This window comes from Galbibacter marinus (assembly GCF_000300875.1).
Classification (GTDB): Bacteria; Bacteroidota; Bacteroidia; order Flavobacteriales; family Flavobacteriaceae; genus Galbibacter; species Galbibacter marinus.
In genome coordinates, this window is sequence record NZ_AMSG01000003.1 from 179,604 (window position 1) to 199,668 (window position 20,065).

The window sequence follows — 20,065 nt, forward strand, 5'->3', positions numbered from 1 at the left end:
CCCTTGACCTATTTAGTCAAGGGCGATTTGATTTTAATTATTATTACTATCTATTGCTCTATCTTAACTTTCTTTTCGCTTCTTAAGGAGAATACTACTCCGGCAGCTAGAGATACTCCAATAAAGGACAAGGAGAACCACTCTGGAATTTCAATATGATGCGAAAGAATCATCTTTATACCAACATAGGTTAAGATGGCTACTAGGCTGTATTTTAGATAACTAAATCGCTCTATCATATTGGCTAAAAAGAAATACATCGAACGAAGTCCTAAAATTGCCATGATATTAGAACTGAACACTAAAAATGGGTCCGAAGTAATTGCTAGGATCGCTGGAATACTATCAAGAGCAAACAAAATATCGGTAAATTCAATCAGTATCAATGCTAAAAACAATGGCGTTGCAATTAAAAGACCACGCTTCCTAATAAAAAACAATTGACTGTTGATTACCGTTGTAATAGGCATAAATTTACGAACCGATTTATAAACAAAGGATTGTTTAGGGTCGTATTGGTGATCTTCTTTTTCGAATAACATTCTAAGGGCTGTGAAAATTAAGAATGCTCCAAACACATAAATTATCCAATCAAATTTCTTTATCAAGAAAACCCCAAATAAAATCATCAGTGCTCTAAATACGATTGCACCAAGTATTCCCCAAAACAACACGCGGTGTTGGAACTTTTTCGGGATTTTAAAAGAAGTAAATATCACCGCTATGACAAATATATTATCAATACTAAGCGAAAGTTCAATTAAGTACCCCGTAATGTATTTTAACATCGCAGTGGTTGGTGTCAAATTATCAATATTCTCCACCCATCCATTTTTAAAAATGAAATAGACTCCTATAGAAAACAATAAGGCAACACTCACCCAAATACCTGTCCACGTTGAGGCTTCCTTATTGGAAATCTCATGAGGGTTTTTATTAAAGACTCCTAGATCAAGTGCTAGGAAAATAGCAATAAGCGTGATAAATAAAATCCAAACAATCATATCAATTAATTTCTAGTGTACAATAAATGATCTAGAACCGTAAAATCTATGCCTAAATCATCTTTCAGTTTATATTCAATTAATAATTCTCCCCAATGTTTACCATCGGAAAAGTCGACCACAATCCATTTGTGGTTTAAGACCTTAATTTTATTGAGTTTCATAGGGGATCCAGACATTCCATCATAAGGAACCAAAGGATTGTTACCTTGTTCTTCGTTGGTCTCCAGTAATTTATCCGCTATGTACCGCGATGGGTTTTTAAGTTCTAAATGATCGTAATATGAAAGTGCATCATCGTTGTTATCAAGGGAAAAGTATTGAAGGTTTAACTTATCCAAAGTGAGACTTTGAATCGAATCCTCTAATTTGGTAACTTTAGATTCAAGACGCTCCATTTTAGAAGATTCTTTTTCAAAATAATTCTTCGCACTCACATACTGGTAAAGAATAAACAGCATGGCAAATACAAATAAATACAAAAAAATACTTCGTCTCATAGGGTATAATTTAACTTTCTTACTTTATCATATTAGTATGCTATTACTTATAGCAGCATACATTACAATTCAATTTCTAAATTATCGTACGCCAAAAACACATTCTCTGGCAATTCTTCCTGCACCTGGGCATGGAATCCCAAAGAAGGGCTTATATGTGTTAAATAGGCTTGTTTAGGTTTGACTTTATTTATAAATTCCAAGGCCTCCGCAATGTTAAAATGCGAATGATGTTTTTGCTTTCTCAAGGCGTTGACCACCAATACCTCGACACCTATTAATTTTTCTATTTCCTGATCCTCAATGGTCTTTACATCGGTTAGATAAGCGAATTTATTGAACCGAAACCCAAAAACTTGCAACCGATTATGAAAGGCATTAACTGGAATAACCTCTAAATCACCTAAAATAAAAGGAACATCGTTCTCTATCCTATTTACTCGAACAGCTGGTGCCCCAGGATATCGATCTTTTGTTGCAAAGATATAATCAAATTTTGTTTTTAAAGATTTTATTACACGTTTATGAGCATAAATTGGAATATCACCTTGTCTGAAAAAAAATGGCCGTATATCGTCCATTCCCATAATGTGATCCGCGTGCTCATGCGTAAATAGAATGCCGTCGATGCGCTTTACATTGTTATTGAGCATTTGTTGTCTAAAATCAGGCCCACAATCTAAAATATAACAGTACTGATCCCACTGTATCATAACCGATACGCGAAGTCGCTTATCTCTTATGTCTGTACTGTTGGATACGGGGTCGTCACTCCCAATGATGGGTATGCCTTGTGAGGTTCCTGTTCCTAAAAATGTAATCTTCATGGGGTACTATTTATTTACTTTTAAAGCGTTTATAATCCAAATCGACAATAATATTCTTTTGACAGAGAATTCTCAACCTTAAAATTGACATATACCTTCAAAAATATTTACCAAATTTATCATTTATATTCCAATTGCTCCTTGAATCTTTTTAACTTTGTCTCAAATTTTTTAGCTTAAATGACAGTAGTTTTAAAAGGCGACAAGGAATTTGAAAATATTCCATCACTAAAAGCCAAAGCTTTACGGATCAATCTAAACAAGGATATCTACGGCACATTTGCCGAAATAGGAGCTGGACAAGAAACCGTAAGACATTTCTTCAGAGCCGGAGGGGCCTCTGGGACTATTGCCAAGGCAATGAGTGCTTATGATAAGAATTTTAGTGATGCCATATATGGAACAGAGGATGACGGACGTTATGTCACCGAGGCGCGACTAAAAAAAATGCTTTCTCATGAGATGCGTCTGATGGAAGAACGCATTCCTAAAGATGACAACCCGAACAAGATCTTCTTTGCCTACGCAAACACTGTGGCTACAATTGATTTTGCCAAAAAGTTCAAAGGCCATGGCTGGTTAGGTATTAGGTTTCAACTAGATGCTAACGAAGAATACAATGAAATTCAACTTCATATTCGTTTTAAGCAGAATGAAACCCGCCTGCAACAAGAAACTCTTGGTATTGTTGGTGTCAATTTAATCTACGGGGCATTCTATAAGCATCACAGACCTAAAAAGTTATTAAAGTATCTCTATGATCATATTGACAGAGACACCATAGAGATTGATACTATCAACTTTTCTGGACCGCGATTCAAAGATGTTGATAATCGGTTGATGAGCTTGCAATTAGTAAAAAACGGGATGACTGATGCGGTTATGTTTGGCCCTGACGGAAATAACATTCTGCCTGCTTCCATGCTCTACAAAAAAAATATACTAGCTCTAAGAGGTAGCTTTAGACCAGTGACTCTGGTAAATATGGATATGTATAAAAAATCCTATGAAATTTTTATACGTGAGCAAAAAGTAAATGAGGATAGAACCGTAGTGGTTTTTGAAATTACATTATCCAACCTAAGGGCAGAAGGAGAGATTGACGAAGAAGACTTTATGGACAGAGCAAGGTTGCTTTGTTCCTTAGGACAAACGGTTATGATATCCAATTTCCAGGAGTATTATAAACTTGTGGAATACTTTTCAGAGTACACCAAAGAACGCATGGCTCTTACCATGGGTGTTAATAACTTGGTTGATATTTTTGATGAGAAGTACTATCGTCACCTAAGTGGCGGAATTCTAGAGGCCTTTGGAAAACTCTTCTACAAAGATCTCAAAGTATACTGTTATCCAATGATCGATCCTGATACTGGTCTTACCAATACCAGTAACACACTCAAGGTACATCCTAGGATGAAAGGACTCTATAAGTTTTTCAAATACAATGGCAAAGTGGTCGATATATTCGATTTCGATGAAGACGTGCTCAATATATTTTCACGAGATGTATTGCAAAAAATTGCTACTGGAGAAGACGGATGGGAAGAATTACTGCCAAAAGGTATTGCTGAACTTATAAAAGAACAAGGTTTATTTGATTATAATCCTGAAAATGCATTGGACGCAAAGAAGCAGTAAAAAATACTAAAAGCCGCAATTACAAACCCAATTACTGGTTAGATTAATATAAAAAACACCCCATCAATTTTTAGTAGTGAAATCGGTGGGGTGATTGTTTTATCTCCTACTCTACTAATTCTAATATTTGCTCGGCATGACTTTTAGTTTTCACCTTTTGAATAACATGAGAAACATCGCCTTGCTCATCCACTATAAATGTCATTCTATGAATTCCATCATAGGTTTTTCCCATAAATTTCTTGGATCCCCAAACACCAAAAGCATTGATTAGAGTTTTATCCTCGTCAGCAATCAGTGGAAATGGAAATTCGTATTTATTTCTAAAATTGGTCTGTCTCTTTTGTGAATCCGCACTTACCCCTATAATACTAAAGCCCTTTTGTTGAAGCTCTTTGTAATGATCTCTTAGGTTGCATGCCTCAGCGGTACATCCTGGAGTACTGGCTTTAGGATAAAAGAAAACAATGAATTTTTTACCCTTAAAATCAGCCTTTGATACAGTATTTCCATCTTGATCTAAAACCTTAAATTCTGGCACCGTACTTCCTACTTCCAATGTGTTCATTTATGCTTAATTTTGTTAAATTATATTCAAATATGTTCATTCAAAATTACTAAATAATGACCAAGAAAGAAAAGATTGATTATATTATAAATACCCTGGAGGAATATTATCCAACAGTCCCAATACCACTGGATCATACAGACCCCTATACCCTACTGATTGCCGTTTTGCTCTCTGCGCAGAGCACTGACAAAAGGGTCAATCAAATTACTCCACTGCTTTTTGATAGAGCTATGAATCCATATCAAATGATTAAACTATCAGTTGAAGAAATCCGAGAAATCATACGTCCAGTGGGATTGTCCCCAATGAAATCTAAAGGAATTTACGAACTATCTCATATTTTAATCGATAAATACAACGGAGAAGTACCAGCTGACTTTGAAGCATTGGAGTCTCTTCCTGCTGTAGGACATAAAACAGCAAGCGTAGTGATGTCTCAAGCATTTGGCATCCCTGCCTTCCCAGTTGACACCCATATTCATAGGTTAATGTACCGATGGGGATTATCTAATGGTAAGAATGTAATCCAAACTGAAAAAGACGCCAAAAGGCTTTTTCCAAAAGAATTATGGAATAAACTGCATTTACAGATTATTTATTATGCCAGGGAGTATTCTCCTGCTCGAGGATGGGATATAGAAAAAGATATCATTACCAGAACCGTGGGTAGAAAATCAGTTTTAAAAGCATTTTTATCAAAAAAGACCCATAAGATTTAATTCCTATGAGTCTTTTTAGAAAAGTTTAATTTAGAAGCGTTTCAAACTCCAACTTTTTGTATTTAATAACACTTAAAGCCTTAGAATAACTAAGTAAGAATTCAATAGTAGATTTCTTGGGTTTTAACGATTCTGCAGATAATTTTTCATTAGTGTAAATTTGTTCCATATTCTATTGTTTGTTTGATTTAAATCAATAACGCAAACAATAATAGAATATTGTATTAATTTGTCAAAACGATTTGGTTTTTTTCAACCATCTTTCTCAAATTAATAATAGCGTAACGCATTCTTCCCAATGCCGTGTTAATACTTACATCGGTATGCTTAGCAATTTCTTTAAAGCTCATGTCCTTGTACATTCTCATAATCAACACTTCTCGCTGATCATCAGGAAGTCCGTCAATTAAATTTTTTACATCTGTTTCGACTTGATCTTTAATAATTTGTTTTTCGATATTTAGTGCCTGGTCACCTAGGATAGAGAATATATTAAAATCATCGCTCCCTTCAAATTTAGGCATTCTAGCATTTTTACGGAAGTGATCAATGACTAGGTTGTGCGCAATACGCATTACCCAAGGTAGAAACTTCCCTTCTTCGTTGTAGTTACCTCTCTTAAGCGTGTTGATAACTTTTATGAATGTATCTTGAAAAATATCTTCGGTAATATCCTTATCGTATACTTTTGAAAAAATAAAGCTGTAAATACGATGTGAATGTCTGTTAATTAAAAGTTCTAAAGCCTTTTCGTCGCCTTTTATATAGTCGGCCACTAATACCGAATCTTGAAGTGTTTGTTCCATACAATTACTTTTACAATCAAATAACTACCATTCCATTTATAGGGAACGATCGTTGGTTCATTAGATTAATTATTCAAGTAATTGTATGCTATCCGCTTTTGTTTTAGTTATTCGTGTCAAATATACTATAATTCTTGAAGAATATGCAAGATTTAAATTCAAAAATTAACTTACATTTAATAATTATCCTGCACATTCTAGCTCAAATTAGATTGTTATCTTTGTGATTTATGTTTTGTCATGATAGATATTTCAAAAGTTAATCCCAAGGATAACATCATTATAAAAGGAGCTAAACTCCACAATTTAAAAGATATTAATGTCGTAATACCAAGAAATAAACTAGTGGTTATTACTGGTTTATCTGGTAGCGGGAAGTCTTCATTAGCCTTTGACACATTATATGCTGAAGGCCAAAGGCGTTATGTGGAGAGTCTTTCTTCTTATGCACGACAATTCCTAGGTAGGCTCGATAAACCAAAAGTAGACTATATCAAAGGAATTGCCCCTGCAATAGCTATTGAGCAAAAGGTGAATTCTACCAACCCTAGGTCAACTGTTGGCACTAGTACCGAGATATATGACTACCTTAAATTATTATATGCCAGAATTGGGAAAACCTACTCTCCTATTTCAGGGAAAGAAGTTAAAAAGCATCAAGTAACTGATGTTTTAAATTATGTAAAAACATTTGAGCAAGGCAGCAAACTACTTTTACTCGCTCCAGTGCACATACCCAAGGAGAGAAGTGTTTTAAAAACTTTAGAAATACTATCCCTACAGGGATATGCAAGGATAAAATATCAGGGCAGAGTTCATCGCATTAGTGATATCGATAAAGAGATCGATCACAATTTCTCCTTAGTAGTAGATCGTATTGTAGTAAAGGACGATGAAGATTTCTATAATCGTTTAGCAGACGCTGTAGATACCGCTTTTTTTGAAGGTAAAGGAATCTGCGCCATAGAAGATCTCAGTACTTTAGAACAAGTAGAGTTTAGCACCAAATTTGAAATGGATGGCATACAATTCTTAGAACCTAACACCCATTTGTTTAGCTTTAACAACCCATATGGCGCATGTCCTAGCTGTGAAGGTTATGGTGATATGATCGGTTTAGATGAGGATCTCATTGTGCCAAATACTACCCTATCCGTGTTTGAAAATGCGATATTTCCATGGAGAGGCGATAGTATGAGTTGGTTTAGAGACCAGCTGGTTAATAACGCTTATAAATTTGACTTTCCAATACACAAACCTTGGTTTGAACTCACCGAAAAACAAAAATCATTGATCTGGGAAGGAAATCAATATTTTACAGGACTTACTGCTTTTTTTAAAGAATTAGAAGATAAAAGCTACAAAATTCAAAACCGAGTAATGCTCTCTCGCTATAGAGGAAAAACTAGATGCACCCAATGTAAAGGACTTAGACTTCGCGAGGAAGCTAATTATGTCAGAGTTGGGGATAGAACAATATCCGATCTTGTAAATATTCCAATTACAAGATTACAGGAACACTTCAATACCCTTAAACTAGAGGCCCACCAAGAGAAAATTGCCAGTCGACTATTAAAAGAAATAAATACAAGATTAGAATTTTTAAACAATGTTGGTTTAAATTATCTGAGTCTTAATCGTAAGTCCAACAGTTTATCAGGAGGAGAGTCACAACGTATTAATCTAGCTACTTCCCTTGGAAGTAGCCTAGTAGGTTCTATGTATATACTTGATGAACCTAGTATCGGATTACACCCAAAAGACACTGAAAACCTAATTAGTGTTTTAAAATCCTTGAGAGATCTGGGAAATACTGTAATTGTAGTTGAGCACGATGAGGATATTATGAAGGCTGCAGATCAAATCATTGATATAGGGCCACAAGCAGGAACCCTTGGCGGGGAAGTTGTCGGTAGCGGTACTTATGATGAACTTATAAAATTAAATACTCTGACGGCCAACTATCTAAGTGGGAAGGATCAGATAGAGGTTCCTGAAAAGAGAAGGACCTCTAAGAACTCTATTCTTATTAAAGGTGCTCGTGAGCATAATCTAAAAAATATAGATGTGGAATTTCCACTAAACTCTTTGACGGTAATTACTGGACTATCGGGAAGTGGGAAGACAACCTTGGTAAAAAAGATCGTCTATCCAGCCATATTAAAAGCCACAGGAGGTTATGGTGAGAAGTCTGGTCAATTCTCTGGCATCAGTGGCAATTTCTCCAATCTAGGTGCTGTTGATTTTGTTGATCAAAATCCAATTGGACGATCCTCGCGGTCAAACCCTGTGACTTACATCAAAGCATATGATGATATCAGAAACTTATTTGCCAAACAAAAACTTTCAAAGATCAGGGGTTATCAGCCCAAACATTTTTCTTTTAATGTAGATGCAGGGCGATGCGAAACTTGTAAAGGAGAAGGTGAAGTCACCATCGAAATGCAATTTATGGCTGATGTTCACTTGGAATGTGAAACATGTGGAGGTAAGCGTTTTAAAAAAGAGGTACTAGAGGTCAAATATCAGGATAAGAATATTGATGATGTTCTCAGTATGACCATTGATCAGGCAATCGAATTCTTTTCTCAAAATAAGCAAACTAAAATCACATCTAAATTACAATCCTTACAGGATGTTGGGCTCGGATATGTGGCCTTGGGTCAGTCATCCTCTACCCTCTCTGGTGGAGAGGCTCAACGAATCAAACTCGCCTCCTTCCTTATCAAAGGAAGCACCACTACTAAAACATTATTTATATTTGATGAGCCTACCACAGGACTTCATTTCCACGACATTAAAAAACTTCTAAAATCATTTGATGCACTATTAGATAATGGACATTCTATTATTGTGATTGAGCATAATTTAGATCTTATAAAATGCGCCGATCACATTATTGATTTAGGTCCCCAGGGTGGTGAAAATGGAGGGTATCTTATGGGCAGTGGAACCCCAGAACAATTAAGTAGGATTGAGAAAAGTTATACTGGGCAGTATCTAAAAGACAAATTATAGCCTAAGAATATACAATACCTCGTATCCCGCTCCTATTGTAATGTGATAAGTATTAATAAGGCCATACTCTTGTATTAACAATCTCTTTAAACCTATTGTAGAATTCAGTAGTTACCATACATACAATAAGATCCGTGCGCTAAAGATCTTCATACTTTGGCGTACTCTTTGTGTTATTAGTTAAGAAAATTCATAGTGAGTTTTTTTGGTTGGTTAGTTAAGAAAACCCTGAAACAGCATTTAGTTTGTTCAGGGTTTTTTTGTAAATATAGCTTGTGGATCATTTCATTTTCTTAAAATTCAGTTTTTTTTCAGATCTTCTAGACCTTTATTTACAGTTACTTATGATTGAGTTAAGCATTTGGCTAAATTTGTGGCACGTAATTTGATTTTTAACTAGCAAGACCGATCAAAAAATGAAAACCAAAACAATGTTGAATCAAAACCTATAGTCATGAAACAATTATTTATATTACTGATAGCTTTTGTTTTTGGGAGTCAAAACAGTTTTGCCTCCACACAAAGCAGCATAAGAGGATATGGGAATTCTTTTATTTTTGTAGAAAACGGGATTAACTTTTCGGTGTATCCTGATGGGGAATTCGATTTTTATATCGACAATCCTAGAATTACTGCAGGAGTACATACTGGGAATGTGAGTATTACTTTTAACTCAGGATATGCCTATGATCCTTATGTGCAATATGACGCTTATGGTGCGGTTTTACAGATTGAAAACACGCCTATTTATTATGATTATTATGGACGTGTAACACGAATAGGGAGCATCAACATCCTTTATAATGGGAATTATCTAAGAAGTATTGGCGGAATGCACATCTATTTCAATGCCCATGGTATCTTTAGCCATTATTCTGGATTTATAAACGGATATAACAGAGTTTATGTCCACAGACCATTTCACAGGTATTTTAGAAGGCCTAGCCCAGCTTTTTGTATGGTAAATTATAGACCATATAGACAGTATTATGTGCCAAAACGATATACATACTATAAACCTTATAAAAACAACCACAGAAGAACCTATGCGAATGTTGGTAACACCTATCATTATAAAGCTAATAACTCTAGGAGAAGTGTTTATGAAAATGATAAAAGGGTAAGTAGAAGAAACGATGCTGCTATTACTAGAAGTATTAGAGCTAGAAGTGCAAATAGTGTTGCTCCTAGAAATACCAGTAGAGTAAGTAGAAGTGCTAGTAAAGCAAATGTGAATCGATCAGCTACTAGCGCATCTAGAGAAAACGCTTCTACAACTGTGAGAAGTTCGAGAGCTGCAAACTCTGAATCTTCAAAGTCGGTAAATAGAGCTGTTCGTAGTTCAAATACCCCAAATAGATCGGCAGTACAAACTAAAAGCTCTCCTGTTCAAAGAACTCAGACTAACACGAGATCTAGTAGGAGTCCAGTGAATGTAAATAGAAGTAGTAGCACAAGAGCTGCACAACCAAAGGTGACCACACCAAGAAGTAGTAGAAGTAGTTCTAATACAACATATAGAAGTTCAAACTCTACTTCAAATAGATCTACACCAGCGGCTAGTTCAAGTAGAAGTAGTTCAAGCAGAAGTAGTTCAAGTGCAAGAAGATAGAAACGTATAATTAAATAGTTCGTTAAATAGGAAAAGTCCGTGGATAGTTTTATCTGCGGATTTTTACGTTTTAAAATATTTCATTTTAATAGCATTGATCATGGCAGTGATGTCATCCGATAAATTTAAGGTGTATACAGCCAAGCTAAAGATAAAACCGATAAGAAAAGATTTAAAAAGGATACTAAGAACCGGGTGAACATCAAAATCCCACCAATAGAATATCATAAAAATAATAGCCATCACCACTGTTCCACTTAATGTAGCTTTCGTAAAAGGTTGTATGCCTAATTTACGATGTACAAAGATGAGCTTTGCAGAGTTATAAATCAAAAAGGATAATAGGGTGGCAAAAGCGGCACCGTTTAATCCCCATATGGGTATAAAAATAATATTAAGGCCAACAGTTAGACCTGCTAATAGCACCCCAAAGAAAAGCACCATTTGGTAGTAATCTGAATTAAATATAATGGCATTATTATTTCCCATAAGATTGTCAAATACCTTGGCAAACCCGATTAAAAAAACCACCATTACCGCTTGTTCATAATTTGGTGGAAGCAACTCATACAAGGCATCCACATTCAATGTAATAAGCAAAAAGATTAGCCCTGCAACCAAATATAGATTGATAGAACTTTTTTTATAGAGAATTTCTAATTCTCCCATGCTCTTTGAATTCAGTAGTTTACTGGTAATGGGATATGTGATTTGATGCATGGCTCTAGCGGGAACTGCAATGACCACTGCCATAAACACCGCTACATTGTAATAGGCTATGTTTTCAATATCCTTAAATTGACCAAGCATTACCTTATCGATATCAAGAAGCACCGCTGCCACAGAACCAGTGAGTATAATAAGTAAGGAATAATTAAACACTGCCTTGTAATTACTAGGTAAATACCACTCTATAGTTGGTTTTTTAATCCATATCGCCGCTATTGCCATAAGGACCATTCGAGAACCATAAACCGCCATTAATAAATATATAAACAAATGCACTTCAATAAAATCGAAGCTAACTCCCAGGAGTAATACCATTACCATTACCCGGTGATATACTTCCTTGAGTAGATTTCCATAAACAGACTTAAAATGTACCTTTGCCCAGGCATAAAACAGTTCAAAATAAGCCATAAATAAAGCCAATACAAAGATAGTCCACACATAGGGCTGAAGTATATTACTTTTTGAGGCGATTATATCTACAATCCAACCATACCCAATACAACCTATAATTGCTGTTGGTATACAGATTAAAAGAGGCAATAGAAACACAAATCCCGTAAAGGCATTTTGTTGGCTCTGATCTTTATAAAAACTAAAAAATTTAATGAGTGTATTTTGGGTTCCAAAAGCTAAAATAGGCATCAATATGGTACTAGAAGATAGCAGGTAACCAACAATACCGTAATAGGTTGGAGTCAAAAAATTAGTATACAAAAAGAGTGTATTAATAGCTCCTATAGCAAATCCAATATAGGTTATGATCGTGTTTTTTATGGTTTGGTTTGCTACAATCCCCATCAGCCTATAAATTCAAGTAATGTTTTGGTTAATTCTTTTCTGTGGAATGCTTCTACACCCTGAGGGTGTACATGTAAATCATTTTTTTTGTATTCCTTGTAAGCCTCCAGAATATAGTCCCTAAGTAGCTTCCCTTGATCATATTTAAAAAAACGTCCTGTCTGGGTTTGCTCAATCAATCTTGCGACATCCCAACCACGGGGACCTAATGCTAAAATAGGTCTTTTGGCAGCCATATATTCAAAAAATTTCCCAGGAATGATTCCCTTTGTCTTTTCTGCATCAATTTCTATAAGTAAAAGCACTTGGGAACTTCTCTGAAGTGCTATAGCCTGCTGATGGCTCACATAACCTTTTAAATGCAGCACCTTTTCCAAACCAGCAGCTTTTATACTATCAACCACTTGATCACTTACAGTACCAGCCAATATTAATTCTAGGTCTTGTAAAAACTCTGGACGCTCATTACAAATTTGAGAAAGAGTCTGCCATAATACCTTCGGATTTCTACCGCTTAATAGTGACCCTATATGGGAAAGGCTAAACTTCTCGGTGAGTTCCACGGGCTGCGACGGATAATCTAAATATCCATTGGTAATAACCTTAATAGGTTTTGATGTTTTTTGCTCAAACTCCTTTTTGGTAGTATAACTCGTTGTAATGATTTTATCAGCCGCTTGCAAAACAGTAGCTTCAAGTTTTTCATGTTTATATTCAGAAGCCTTACTGAGTTTTAATTCCGAGTGATAGCCAATTGTAGTCCAAGGATCTCTAAAATCTGCAATCCAACTCAATTGGTTATTAGCTTTTTTTAACTTTAAGCCAATAAGATGTAGACTGTGCGGAGGACCAGTAGTAATAATGGTATTTATTCCATTGTTTTTTGTATAGTCCTTTAAAAATTTCACTGATGGTTTTACCCAAAATACACGAGCATCAGGAATAAAAAAATTACCTCTTATCCATAACATTACACGCTCTATCCAAGACTGTTTCTTAGTAGCGATAATCCCTTTACTGATTTGTTTGGTTTTTTTAGAGGAAAATATTGAAGCCCATTTATAAGGTTCTACTATTGACTTTTTAATGATGGTGATATCCTGTGGAATTTCACTTATAAAACTATCGTCCCTAAATGGATAATTTGGGTTATCTGGAATATACACCACTACTTGCTTATTAAACTCTGCTAAGAACTTTACAAAGTTTAACCACCTCTGCACTCCTGGTCCACCAGCGGGTGGCCAATAATACGTTATAATTAAAACTTTATCCATAGCACCATATAAAAAATGGTTTCCCCTTTAATGAACTTAATTGTCCTTATTGCTGCCTTTTTTAGCTTTATAGTATATCCCTCCTAGGAGTAAAATAGATAAAATAATTGTACTCGAAAGACTGATTGCCCCTCCAGTTTTGACTACCTGAGGTTCAAACTCAAATTTAATTTCATGCTCTCCAGAAGGAACCCTTAATGCTCTTAGCGCGTAATCAACTCTAAAATGTTCCACCTCTTCTCCATCAATGGTTACCTTCCACCCAAACGGATAGTGCATCTCTGAAAAGACGGCTAATCCATTATTTGTATTGGAAGACTCATAAAGTAACACATTAGGGCTGTAATACTTTAGGGTAATTTGTGCAGAAGAATCAACATTAAAACGAGCTGGTAATACATCTTCAAATGCACTTTGATCAAAAACAGCGGTGGTTTTAGTATCAATGCTATCCAAAGCAGACATTTCTTTATCTGGATTATCTACAGCTCTAAGTTCTTGTACAAACCAAGCAGGCCCATTAGCATAAGGATTAGTAGCTGGATACAATTGCCCCTGATCGTCAGGTCTTATGATATACTTTACATTAAGCATATTTAAAATCCCTACATTGTTCTTGGCCAGTTGATATTCAACTAAATCTGAGAGTCTCTTTGGTTTTGCGGCATGATATCCACCTAATGATTTATGATAGAATGATGTGGAGGCACCATTGAGTCCTTCCTGACTGTTATATACCCTGTAATGTCCTTTGTCTTGTAATATTTGCTCATCTACCTGAGTTTGTGGGAATGGTTGATTTAAATATCGCGCAGATACAAAGTCCTTTTGATTCACATACTGTCTGTCTACACCCACTAAATCAATAAGTATCAATCCACCTACAACTACAAGCAGCAAATTGGTTTTAAGCTTATCTTTAGTAAACAACCACAGCGCTGCAATAGTTCCAGCTATGAGAATAAAATTTCGAATTAGATCCGAGGTGAGTAGTCCCATGCGGTCCTCCTTAATTTTCCCCATGAGCTGAGACAATCCCATTTGGTCAAATTGCTGGCGGTAATAAGCATCGTTGACATGGGCGTAGTCAAAGGTACCTTTGAGTAAAAATATTGCCGAAATGATCCCTAGACAAACAATAGCACCCCATTTCAATGCTTTAATTTTCTGTTTCTGATCAACATCCTTACTTAAAAAGGCTTTCAATCCTAAAACAGCCAAAATAGGAACACAAAGTTCGATTATAACCTGAATTGAGGTAATTGCCCTAAATTTATTATAAAGTGGAAAGTAATCGATCATAAAATTGGTAAGCCCGCTAAAATTATGTCCCCATGAAAGCAGTAAGGATACAATACATCCTGCCACTAACCACCATTTTATCGGCCCTTTAATAAGAACAATTCCAAGGACAAACAACAACAATATAACTGCTCCTAAATAGGCAGGAGCTGCAACTCCTGGCTGATCACCCCAATACATCATATGAGCTGCTTGATTCTCTACAAAGTCCTTCGCCTGTAATGGAGCAACACCTTGAGAAACCAGAAAGTCATATGTCTTCGAATCAGTACTTAGGGCCTCGTCATTTCCTCCTCCAACTAGACGAGGAACAAGTAGATTAAAGGATTCAAAAAGTCCATAACTATACTGGGTTATATATTCTTTATCAAGACCCGAAGTGTCTAGTTTAGGACTTCCATCAGGATTGATGGTAAGTTCACTTGGTCCCCTGGTACTCCATTGAGCATACTGCTGGGTCGCTAATAGATTAGGTGCGTTTGTTGCGACTGCTAACAAAACAGCTACAAGAAGTATTCCAACAGATTTAAAAAATCGAGGCAACCACTTTTCCTTATAAGCCATTATCAAATAACTCACCCCTATTATCAAAACCAGGAACATCAAGTAATAGGTCATCTGGAAGTGATTCGCACTAATCTCCAGAGCCATCGCAAAGGCAGTGAGCAAGAAGCCAGAAATATACTTTCGTTTAAAGACCAATAATATGCCAGCTAGTACAAAAGCAAAATAGCCAATTGCATGCGCTTTGGCATTGTGACCAACCCCGAGGATGATGATTAAATAAGTAGAAAAACCAAAGGCTAAAGAGCCTAACAAGGCTAATTTCCAATCGACTTTAAGGACCAATAACAACACATAAAATCCGACAAAATATAAAAACAAATAATCCGCTGGTCTGGGTAAAAATCGAATAAGCTTATCCAACTTTTTAACATAATCATGAGGATAATTGGCACCTAATTGATAGGTGGGCATTCCACCAAAAGCCGAATTAGTCCAATAGGACTCTTCTCCTGTTTTTTCCTTGAAGTCATTACGCTCCTTGGCCATCCCAATATATTGTACAATATCGCTTTGGAATATTTGTTTGCCCTGCAGTACGGGTGAAAAATAAATAAGAGAAGTCAATATAAAAATTAAAAATACTACACTATGTGGTAGTATTTTCTTTAACTGGTCAGTCATTTAATAAATTGATTTAGTTATTCAATTTCCTCAAATTCTATGTATTCTCCAACTTTATTTGAAGAATTTGAGTTTGAAGAATGAGGTTTTTTATCAATAACGGTCTCCCCTTCCTTGTATTGCGGGGCATTTCTTTTATATTGTTGTTGCGCTTTATATTGTTTTTCAAATTTTTCTCCCATCTTTTTAGAAGCATACTTCATTAGATAAGGCGCAAACAAACGTGATAAAATTTTAAACACGTAATAGACCAGAATTATAATTAATATTGTTCGGATTAACTGCATAACAATTCACTTTCAAAATAAATTCAAAAATACAACACATTAGCCGTATTTGCAGGTTATAACTGCTAAAAATATAATAAATTCAGTCGAATTCACTCTCACAAAGTTAGCAATCTACCAATAGAAAAGTAGATTGAACATTGAAATTTAAAAATTCCTTTTAAATTGCCGTTAAATACATAAATTCGTAATTCAAATACAAAATCCGATGAAGAAGTCAATCTACTTAATTGCTATCGCCCTGATCGCTCTTACACATGAGTTAAATGCACAGTACACGGAAGTTATCAATTCCAATCGTCCTGGTTCTTCCTATAGTGCGTTTTCTGTAGGAAAAAATGTTTTTCAGATAGAAGGTGGTTTTTATTACGAACGCTGGGATCATTCTTGGCTAAGAACAAAATCCAACAGGTACGCCATGGATATCGTTTTGCGTTATGGTTTTTTATTTGAACAACTTGAGCTGATCTATGACGGACAGTATACATTTGCAAAAGTTATCGAAAACACGGCTATTAACCCACGAAAATACAATCAAAACGATTTTACCAAAAATACCATTGGACTCAAATATCTAATTTACGATCCATTTAAAGATCCAGAACGAAACAAACCTGATCTATACAGCTGGAAGGCTAACAATCACTTGCAGTGGAGAAATTTAATCCCAGCAGTAGCTATTTATGCAGGTGTTAATTTAAACTTTGGTGATAATCCATTTTATCCTCAGCAAGAAAGCCTCACACCAAAAGTGATGTTGGCCACTCAACACCACCTCACCCCAAATTGGGTATTTGTCATGAATTTCGCCTATGACCAATTCACCTCTGATGATCCGTTATATAGTTATGTATTGACACTCACACATGCACTTCGTGATCCTAGATACACTATATTTGTAGAACATCAAGGGTTTAAAAGTGACTACTATTCCGATGGAATCTTTAAAATGGGAGCGGCTCGTTTGTTTAACCAAGATTTTCAGTTAGACGCCTCTTTTGGAATTAATATAAAAGATACCCCAGCTCGCTTTTTTGGAGCAATTGGAGCTTCTTATCGCTTAGATTTTCATCAAGACCCGAAAAACAAATACAACAATTTCTCTGAAAAAGACAGAGAATTCATAAAGGATGCCAAGAAAAATAGAAAGAACAACAATCCTTTTGAAGAAATAGAAGATTGATGCCTATATGATAGAGATTACAGAAATAAAAACAAAGAAGCAATTAAAGGAGTTTATAAAATTTCCATTTAATTTATACAAATCCTCCGAAAATTGGGTTCCCCCTATTATTGGTGAGGAGCTCGATAATTTTGACAAATCTAAAAATCCTGCCTTTAATGATGCCGATGCTTGGTTTTTCCTCGCCTATCAAAATCAAAAAATCGTTGGTAGGGTGTGCGCTATCGTTAACTGGGATGAGGTAAAAAAACAAGGCAACCGAAAGATGCGCTTTGGCTGGTTTGACCTTATTAACGATCAAAAGGTCTGCAATGCACTTCTGGATCAGGTAGTAAGTATCGCAAAAGAACATGAGCTTGAATACATCGAAGGGCCAGCAGGTTTTTCAAACATGGATAAGGCAGGTATGCTCCTAGAGGGTTTTGATCGAATTGGAAGTATGCCGACCAATTACAATTATTCTTATTATCCAGAGTTGATAGAAAATTATGGATTTAAAAAAGAAGTTGATTGGAAGGAATACGAAATTATTATGCCAGAGCAGGTACCTGATAAGGTTTCCAAGTTTGCTGGTTTACTTCTAAAAAAATACAACTTACGAGTCCTAGACCTTCCAAATACCAAGACACTTCTACCCTATGCTGAAAAGATATTTGATTTGATGAATAGGTCACACCAACATTTGGAATCCTTTACGCCGATTAAACCATATCAAGTAGAACATTATAAAAACAAATATTTAAAATTCCTGGATCCTGATTTCGTGATCCTTATCGCTGATGAAAATGATGAATTAGTAGGTTTTTCTATAATAATGCCTTCTTTTTCAAAAGCACTTCAAAAGGCCAATGGGAAATTATTCCCTTTTGGATTTTATCATCTTTTAAAGGCTCAAAAATCTGGAGAGAAGGTGACACTCTTACTCATTGGAATTGCCCCAGAATACATGCGCAAAGGATTAACGGCAATAATTTTTGACCAGACCTACAAGACCTTTGTCAAAAAAGGAACCCGAGTGATGGAAACCAATCCTGAACTAGAAACAAATAGTCAAGTACAAGCTTTATGGAAAGACTACAATCCACAACTTATTAAAAAGTGGCGGACCTACCGCAAGTATCTATCCTAGATTGGGAATGGACCAAAAAACATCGAATAACAACTACAAAAAAGAGAAGCTCAAAAACCTAAAGTTTCCAGAGCTTCTCTTTTTATTATAACCAGTAGATAATTTCTACAGAATATCTTTTTACTTATCCCCCATAGCGGCTTCAACAGCAGCAGAAAGGCGTTTATATGTACCATTTTCAAGGCGGTCTCTAATAGCAGAGAATGCATCTAAAGTCAGTTGAATATCCTCTAGATCATGTGTCGCAGTTGGAATCATACGCAAAAGAATTAATCCTTTTGGTATTACTGGATACACTACAATTGAACAGAAAATTCCATAATTTTCACGCAAGTCTTTCACAAGAGCCATAGCCTCAGGAATACTTCCGTTTAAGTATACTGGGGTTACACAACTTTGTGTAGTTCCAATATTAAACCCACGTTCCTTTAGGCCATTTTGAAGAGCATTTACATTTTCCCAAAGTTTTTCTTTGAGTTCAGGCATTGTCTTCATCATATGCAAGCGTTTCAATGCTCCTTTTACGTAAATCATTGGTAATGATTTAGCAAACATTTGAGATCGAAGGTTATATTTTAGATAGTCGATCACTTCTTTATCGCCCGCTAAAAACGCACCAATACCAGCCATAGACTTAGCAAAGGTTGCAAAATAAACGTCGATTTGATCTTGAACTCCTTGCTCCTCTCCTGTTCCTGCACCTGTTTTACCTAGTGTTCCAAAACCGTGAGCGTCATCGACCAAGAGTCTAAAGTTGTATTTTCCTTTAAGTGCAACGATTTCCTTTAAACGACCTTGCTCTCCACGCATTCCAAATACACCTTCAGAGATCACTAGGATTCCTCCTCCTGTTTGCTCTGCCATTTTAGTAGCACGTTCTAGGTTTTTCTCAAGGCTTTCCATATCATTGTGTTGATATGTAAAACGTTTACCCATGTGAAGTCGTACACCATCGATGATACAAGCATGTGAATCAACATCATAAACGATGATATCGTCCTTAGTTACTAATGCATCAATACAAGACACCATTCCTTGGTAACCAAAGTTCAATAAATACGCAGCTTGTTTATCAACAAATTCAGCGAGTTCATTTTGTAGCTGATCGTGCAAGTCAGTATGACCACTCATCATTCGTGCTCCCATAGGGTATGCAGCGCCATGCTGAGCAGCGGCCTGAGCATCTACCTTAAGTACCTCCGGATGATTTGCCAACCCAAGGTAATCATTAATACTCCAGGTGATAACATCTTTTCCATTAAACTTCATTCTATTTGAGATATTTCCTTCCAATTTTGGAAATACGAAATATCCCTCAGCCTGAGAAGCCCATTTTCCTAATGGACCTTTATTCTCAATAATTCTATCAAATAAGTCTCTCATGTAAATGGAGGTTTTCTATTCTTTTTAATTGTATTATGTGTTTACTCAACAGAGGGCAAAAGTAACTAAAATTAAGGTCTTTTCATAA

Annotated in this window: 16 protein-coding genes; 6 read left to right on the forward strand and 10 right to left on the reverse strand. The window is 35.8% G+C overall.

Annotated elements, in window-relative coordinates; all coding sequences use genetic code 11:
* Window positions 1-50: 50 nt before the first annotated feature.
* The 3 genes from I215_RS04245 to I215_RS04255 all read right to left on the reverse strand — a co-directional run bounded on the left by I215_RS04245 (window position 51) and on the right by I215_RS04255 (window position 2,331).
* Window positions 51-1,004, reverse strand: coding sequence for a TerC family protein (locus I215_RS04245; RefSeq protein WP_008990722.1), 954 nt, complete (start codon window positions 1,002-1,004; stop codon window positions 51-53).
* 5 nt (window positions 1,005-1,009) lie between these two features.
* Complete coding sequence (locus I215_RS04250; protein WP_008990723.1) at window positions 1,010-1,504, reverse strand: hypothetical protein; 495 nt, start codon at window positions 1,502-1,504, stop codon at window positions 1,010-1,012.
* Window positions 1,505-1,566: 62 nt separating this feature from the next.
* A complete protein-coding gene (locus I215_RS04255) occupies window positions 1,567-2,331 on the reverse strand; it encodes an MBL fold metallo-hydrolase (protein ID WP_008990724.1) in 765 nt (254 codons plus the stop codon).
* A 180-nt stretch (window positions 2,332-2,511) separates the two neighbouring features.
* Here I215_RS04255 and I215_RS04260 point away from each other — a divergent pair, with 180 nt between their 5' ends.
* Window positions 2,512-3,972, forward strand: a complete 1,461-nt coding sequence (locus I215_RS04260; protein WP_008990725.1) for a hypothetical protein — start codon at window positions 2,512-2,514, stop codon at window positions 3,970-3,972.
* A 106-nt stretch (window positions 3,973-4,078) separates the two neighbouring features.
* Here the strand turns inward: I215_RS04260 and bcp are convergent, their stop codons facing one another.
* Window positions 4,079-4,540 carry a thioredoxin-dependent thiol peroxidase gene (bcp, locus tag I215_RS04265; protein WP_008990726.1) on the reverse strand — a complete coding sequence of 154 codons (462 nt, stop codon included), beginning with the start codon at window positions 4,538-4,540 and terminating at the stop codon, window positions 4,079-4,081.
* A 56-nt stretch (window positions 4,541-4,596) separates the two neighbouring features.
* Between bcp and I215_RS04270 the strand changes: the two genes are divergently transcribed.
* Window positions 4,597-5,262, forward strand: a complete 666-nt coding sequence (locus I215_RS04270) for an endonuclease III domain-containing protein (RefSeq protein ID WP_008990727.1) — start codon at window positions 4,597-4,599, stop codon at window positions 5,260-5,262.
* Between the two features lie 224 nt (window positions 5,263-5,486).
* On the opposite strand, the gene I215_RS04275 is transcribed toward I215_RS04270, so the two are convergent.
* Window positions 5,487-6,068: an RNA polymerase sigma factor gene (locus I215_RS04275; RefSeq protein ID WP_008990729.1), complete on the reverse strand. Its 582-nt coding sequence runs from the start codon at window positions 6,066-6,068 to the stop codon at window positions 5,487-5,489.
* Window positions 6,069-6,308: 240 nt separating this feature from the next.
* Here I215_RS04275 and uvrA point away from each other — a divergent pair, with 240 nt between their 5' ends.
* Both uvrA and I215_RS04285 read left to right on the forward strand, forming a co-directional pair.
* Window positions 6,309-9,086, forward strand: a complete 2,778-nt coding sequence (gene uvrA, locus I215_RS04280; protein ID WP_008990730.1) for an excinuclease ABC subunit UvrA — start codon at window positions 6,309-6,311, stop codon at window positions 9,084-9,086.
* A gap of 454 nt (window positions 9,087-9,540) precedes the next feature.
* The gene (locus tag I215_RS04285) at window positions 9,541-10,698 is read left to right on the forward strand and encodes a hypothetical protein (RefSeq protein ID WP_008990731.1); all 1,158 of its coding nucleotides are present in this window, start codon (window positions 9,541-9,543) and stop codon (window positions 10,696-10,698) included.
* A gap of 63 nt (window positions 10,699-10,761) precedes the next feature.
* On the opposite strand, the gene I215_RS04290 is transcribed toward I215_RS04285, so the two are convergent.
* From I215_RS04290 to I215_RS04305, 4 genes are read right to left on the reverse strand one after another with little or no spacing between them, the layout of a single operon-like run.
* Window positions 10,762-12,228 (reverse strand): oligosaccharide flippase family protein, encoded by a 1,467-nt coding sequence (locus I215_RS04290; protein ID WP_008990732.1) that lies wholly within the window; start codon window positions 12,226-12,228, stop codon window positions 10,762-10,764.
* Complete coding sequence (locus tag I215_RS04295; RefSeq protein ID WP_008990733.1) at window positions 12,228-13,505, reverse strand: glycosyltransferase; 1,278 nt, start codon at window positions 13,503-13,505, stop codon at window positions 12,228-12,230. Before I215_RS04295 ends, I215_RS04290 begins: the two co-directional genes overlap by 1 nt.
* Before the next feature lie 36 nt (window positions 13,506-13,541).
* Entirely contained in the window at window positions 13,542-15,995 is a 2,454-nt protein-coding gene (locus I215_RS04300) for a YfhO family protein (protein WP_008990734.1), read from the reverse strand.
* Window positions 15,996-16,012: 17 nt separating this feature from the next.
* Entirely contained in the window at window positions 16,013-16,282 is a 270-nt protein-coding gene (locus I215_RS04305) for a DUF4834 family protein (RefSeq protein WP_040459815.1), read from the reverse strand.
* A gap of 208 nt (window positions 16,283-16,490) precedes the next feature.
* Between I215_RS04305 and I215_RS04310 the strand changes: the two genes are divergently transcribed.
* Both I215_RS04310 and I215_RS04315 read left to right on the forward strand, forming a co-directional pair.
* Window positions 16,491-17,465, forward strand: coding sequence for a transporter (locus I215_RS04310; protein ID WP_008990736.1), 975 nt, complete (start codon window positions 16,491-16,493; stop codon window positions 17,463-17,465).
* A gap of 7 nt (window positions 17,466-17,472) precedes the next feature.
* Window positions 17,473-18,594 carry a hypothetical protein gene (locus I215_RS04315; protein WP_008990737.1) on the forward strand — a complete coding sequence of 374 codons (1,122 nt, stop codon included), beginning with the start codon at window positions 17,473-17,475 and terminating at the stop codon, window positions 18,592-18,594.
* Window positions 18,595-18,714: 120 nt separating this feature from the next.
* On the opposite strand, the gene I215_RS04320 is transcribed toward I215_RS04315, so the two are convergent.
* Window positions 18,715-19,977: an aminotransferase class I/II-fold pyridoxal phosphate-dependent enzyme gene (locus tag I215_RS04320; protein ID WP_008990738.1), complete on the reverse strand. Its 1,263-nt coding sequence runs from the start codon at window positions 19,975-19,977 to the stop codon at window positions 18,715-18,717.
* Window positions 19,978-20,065 lie beyond the last annotated feature (88 nt).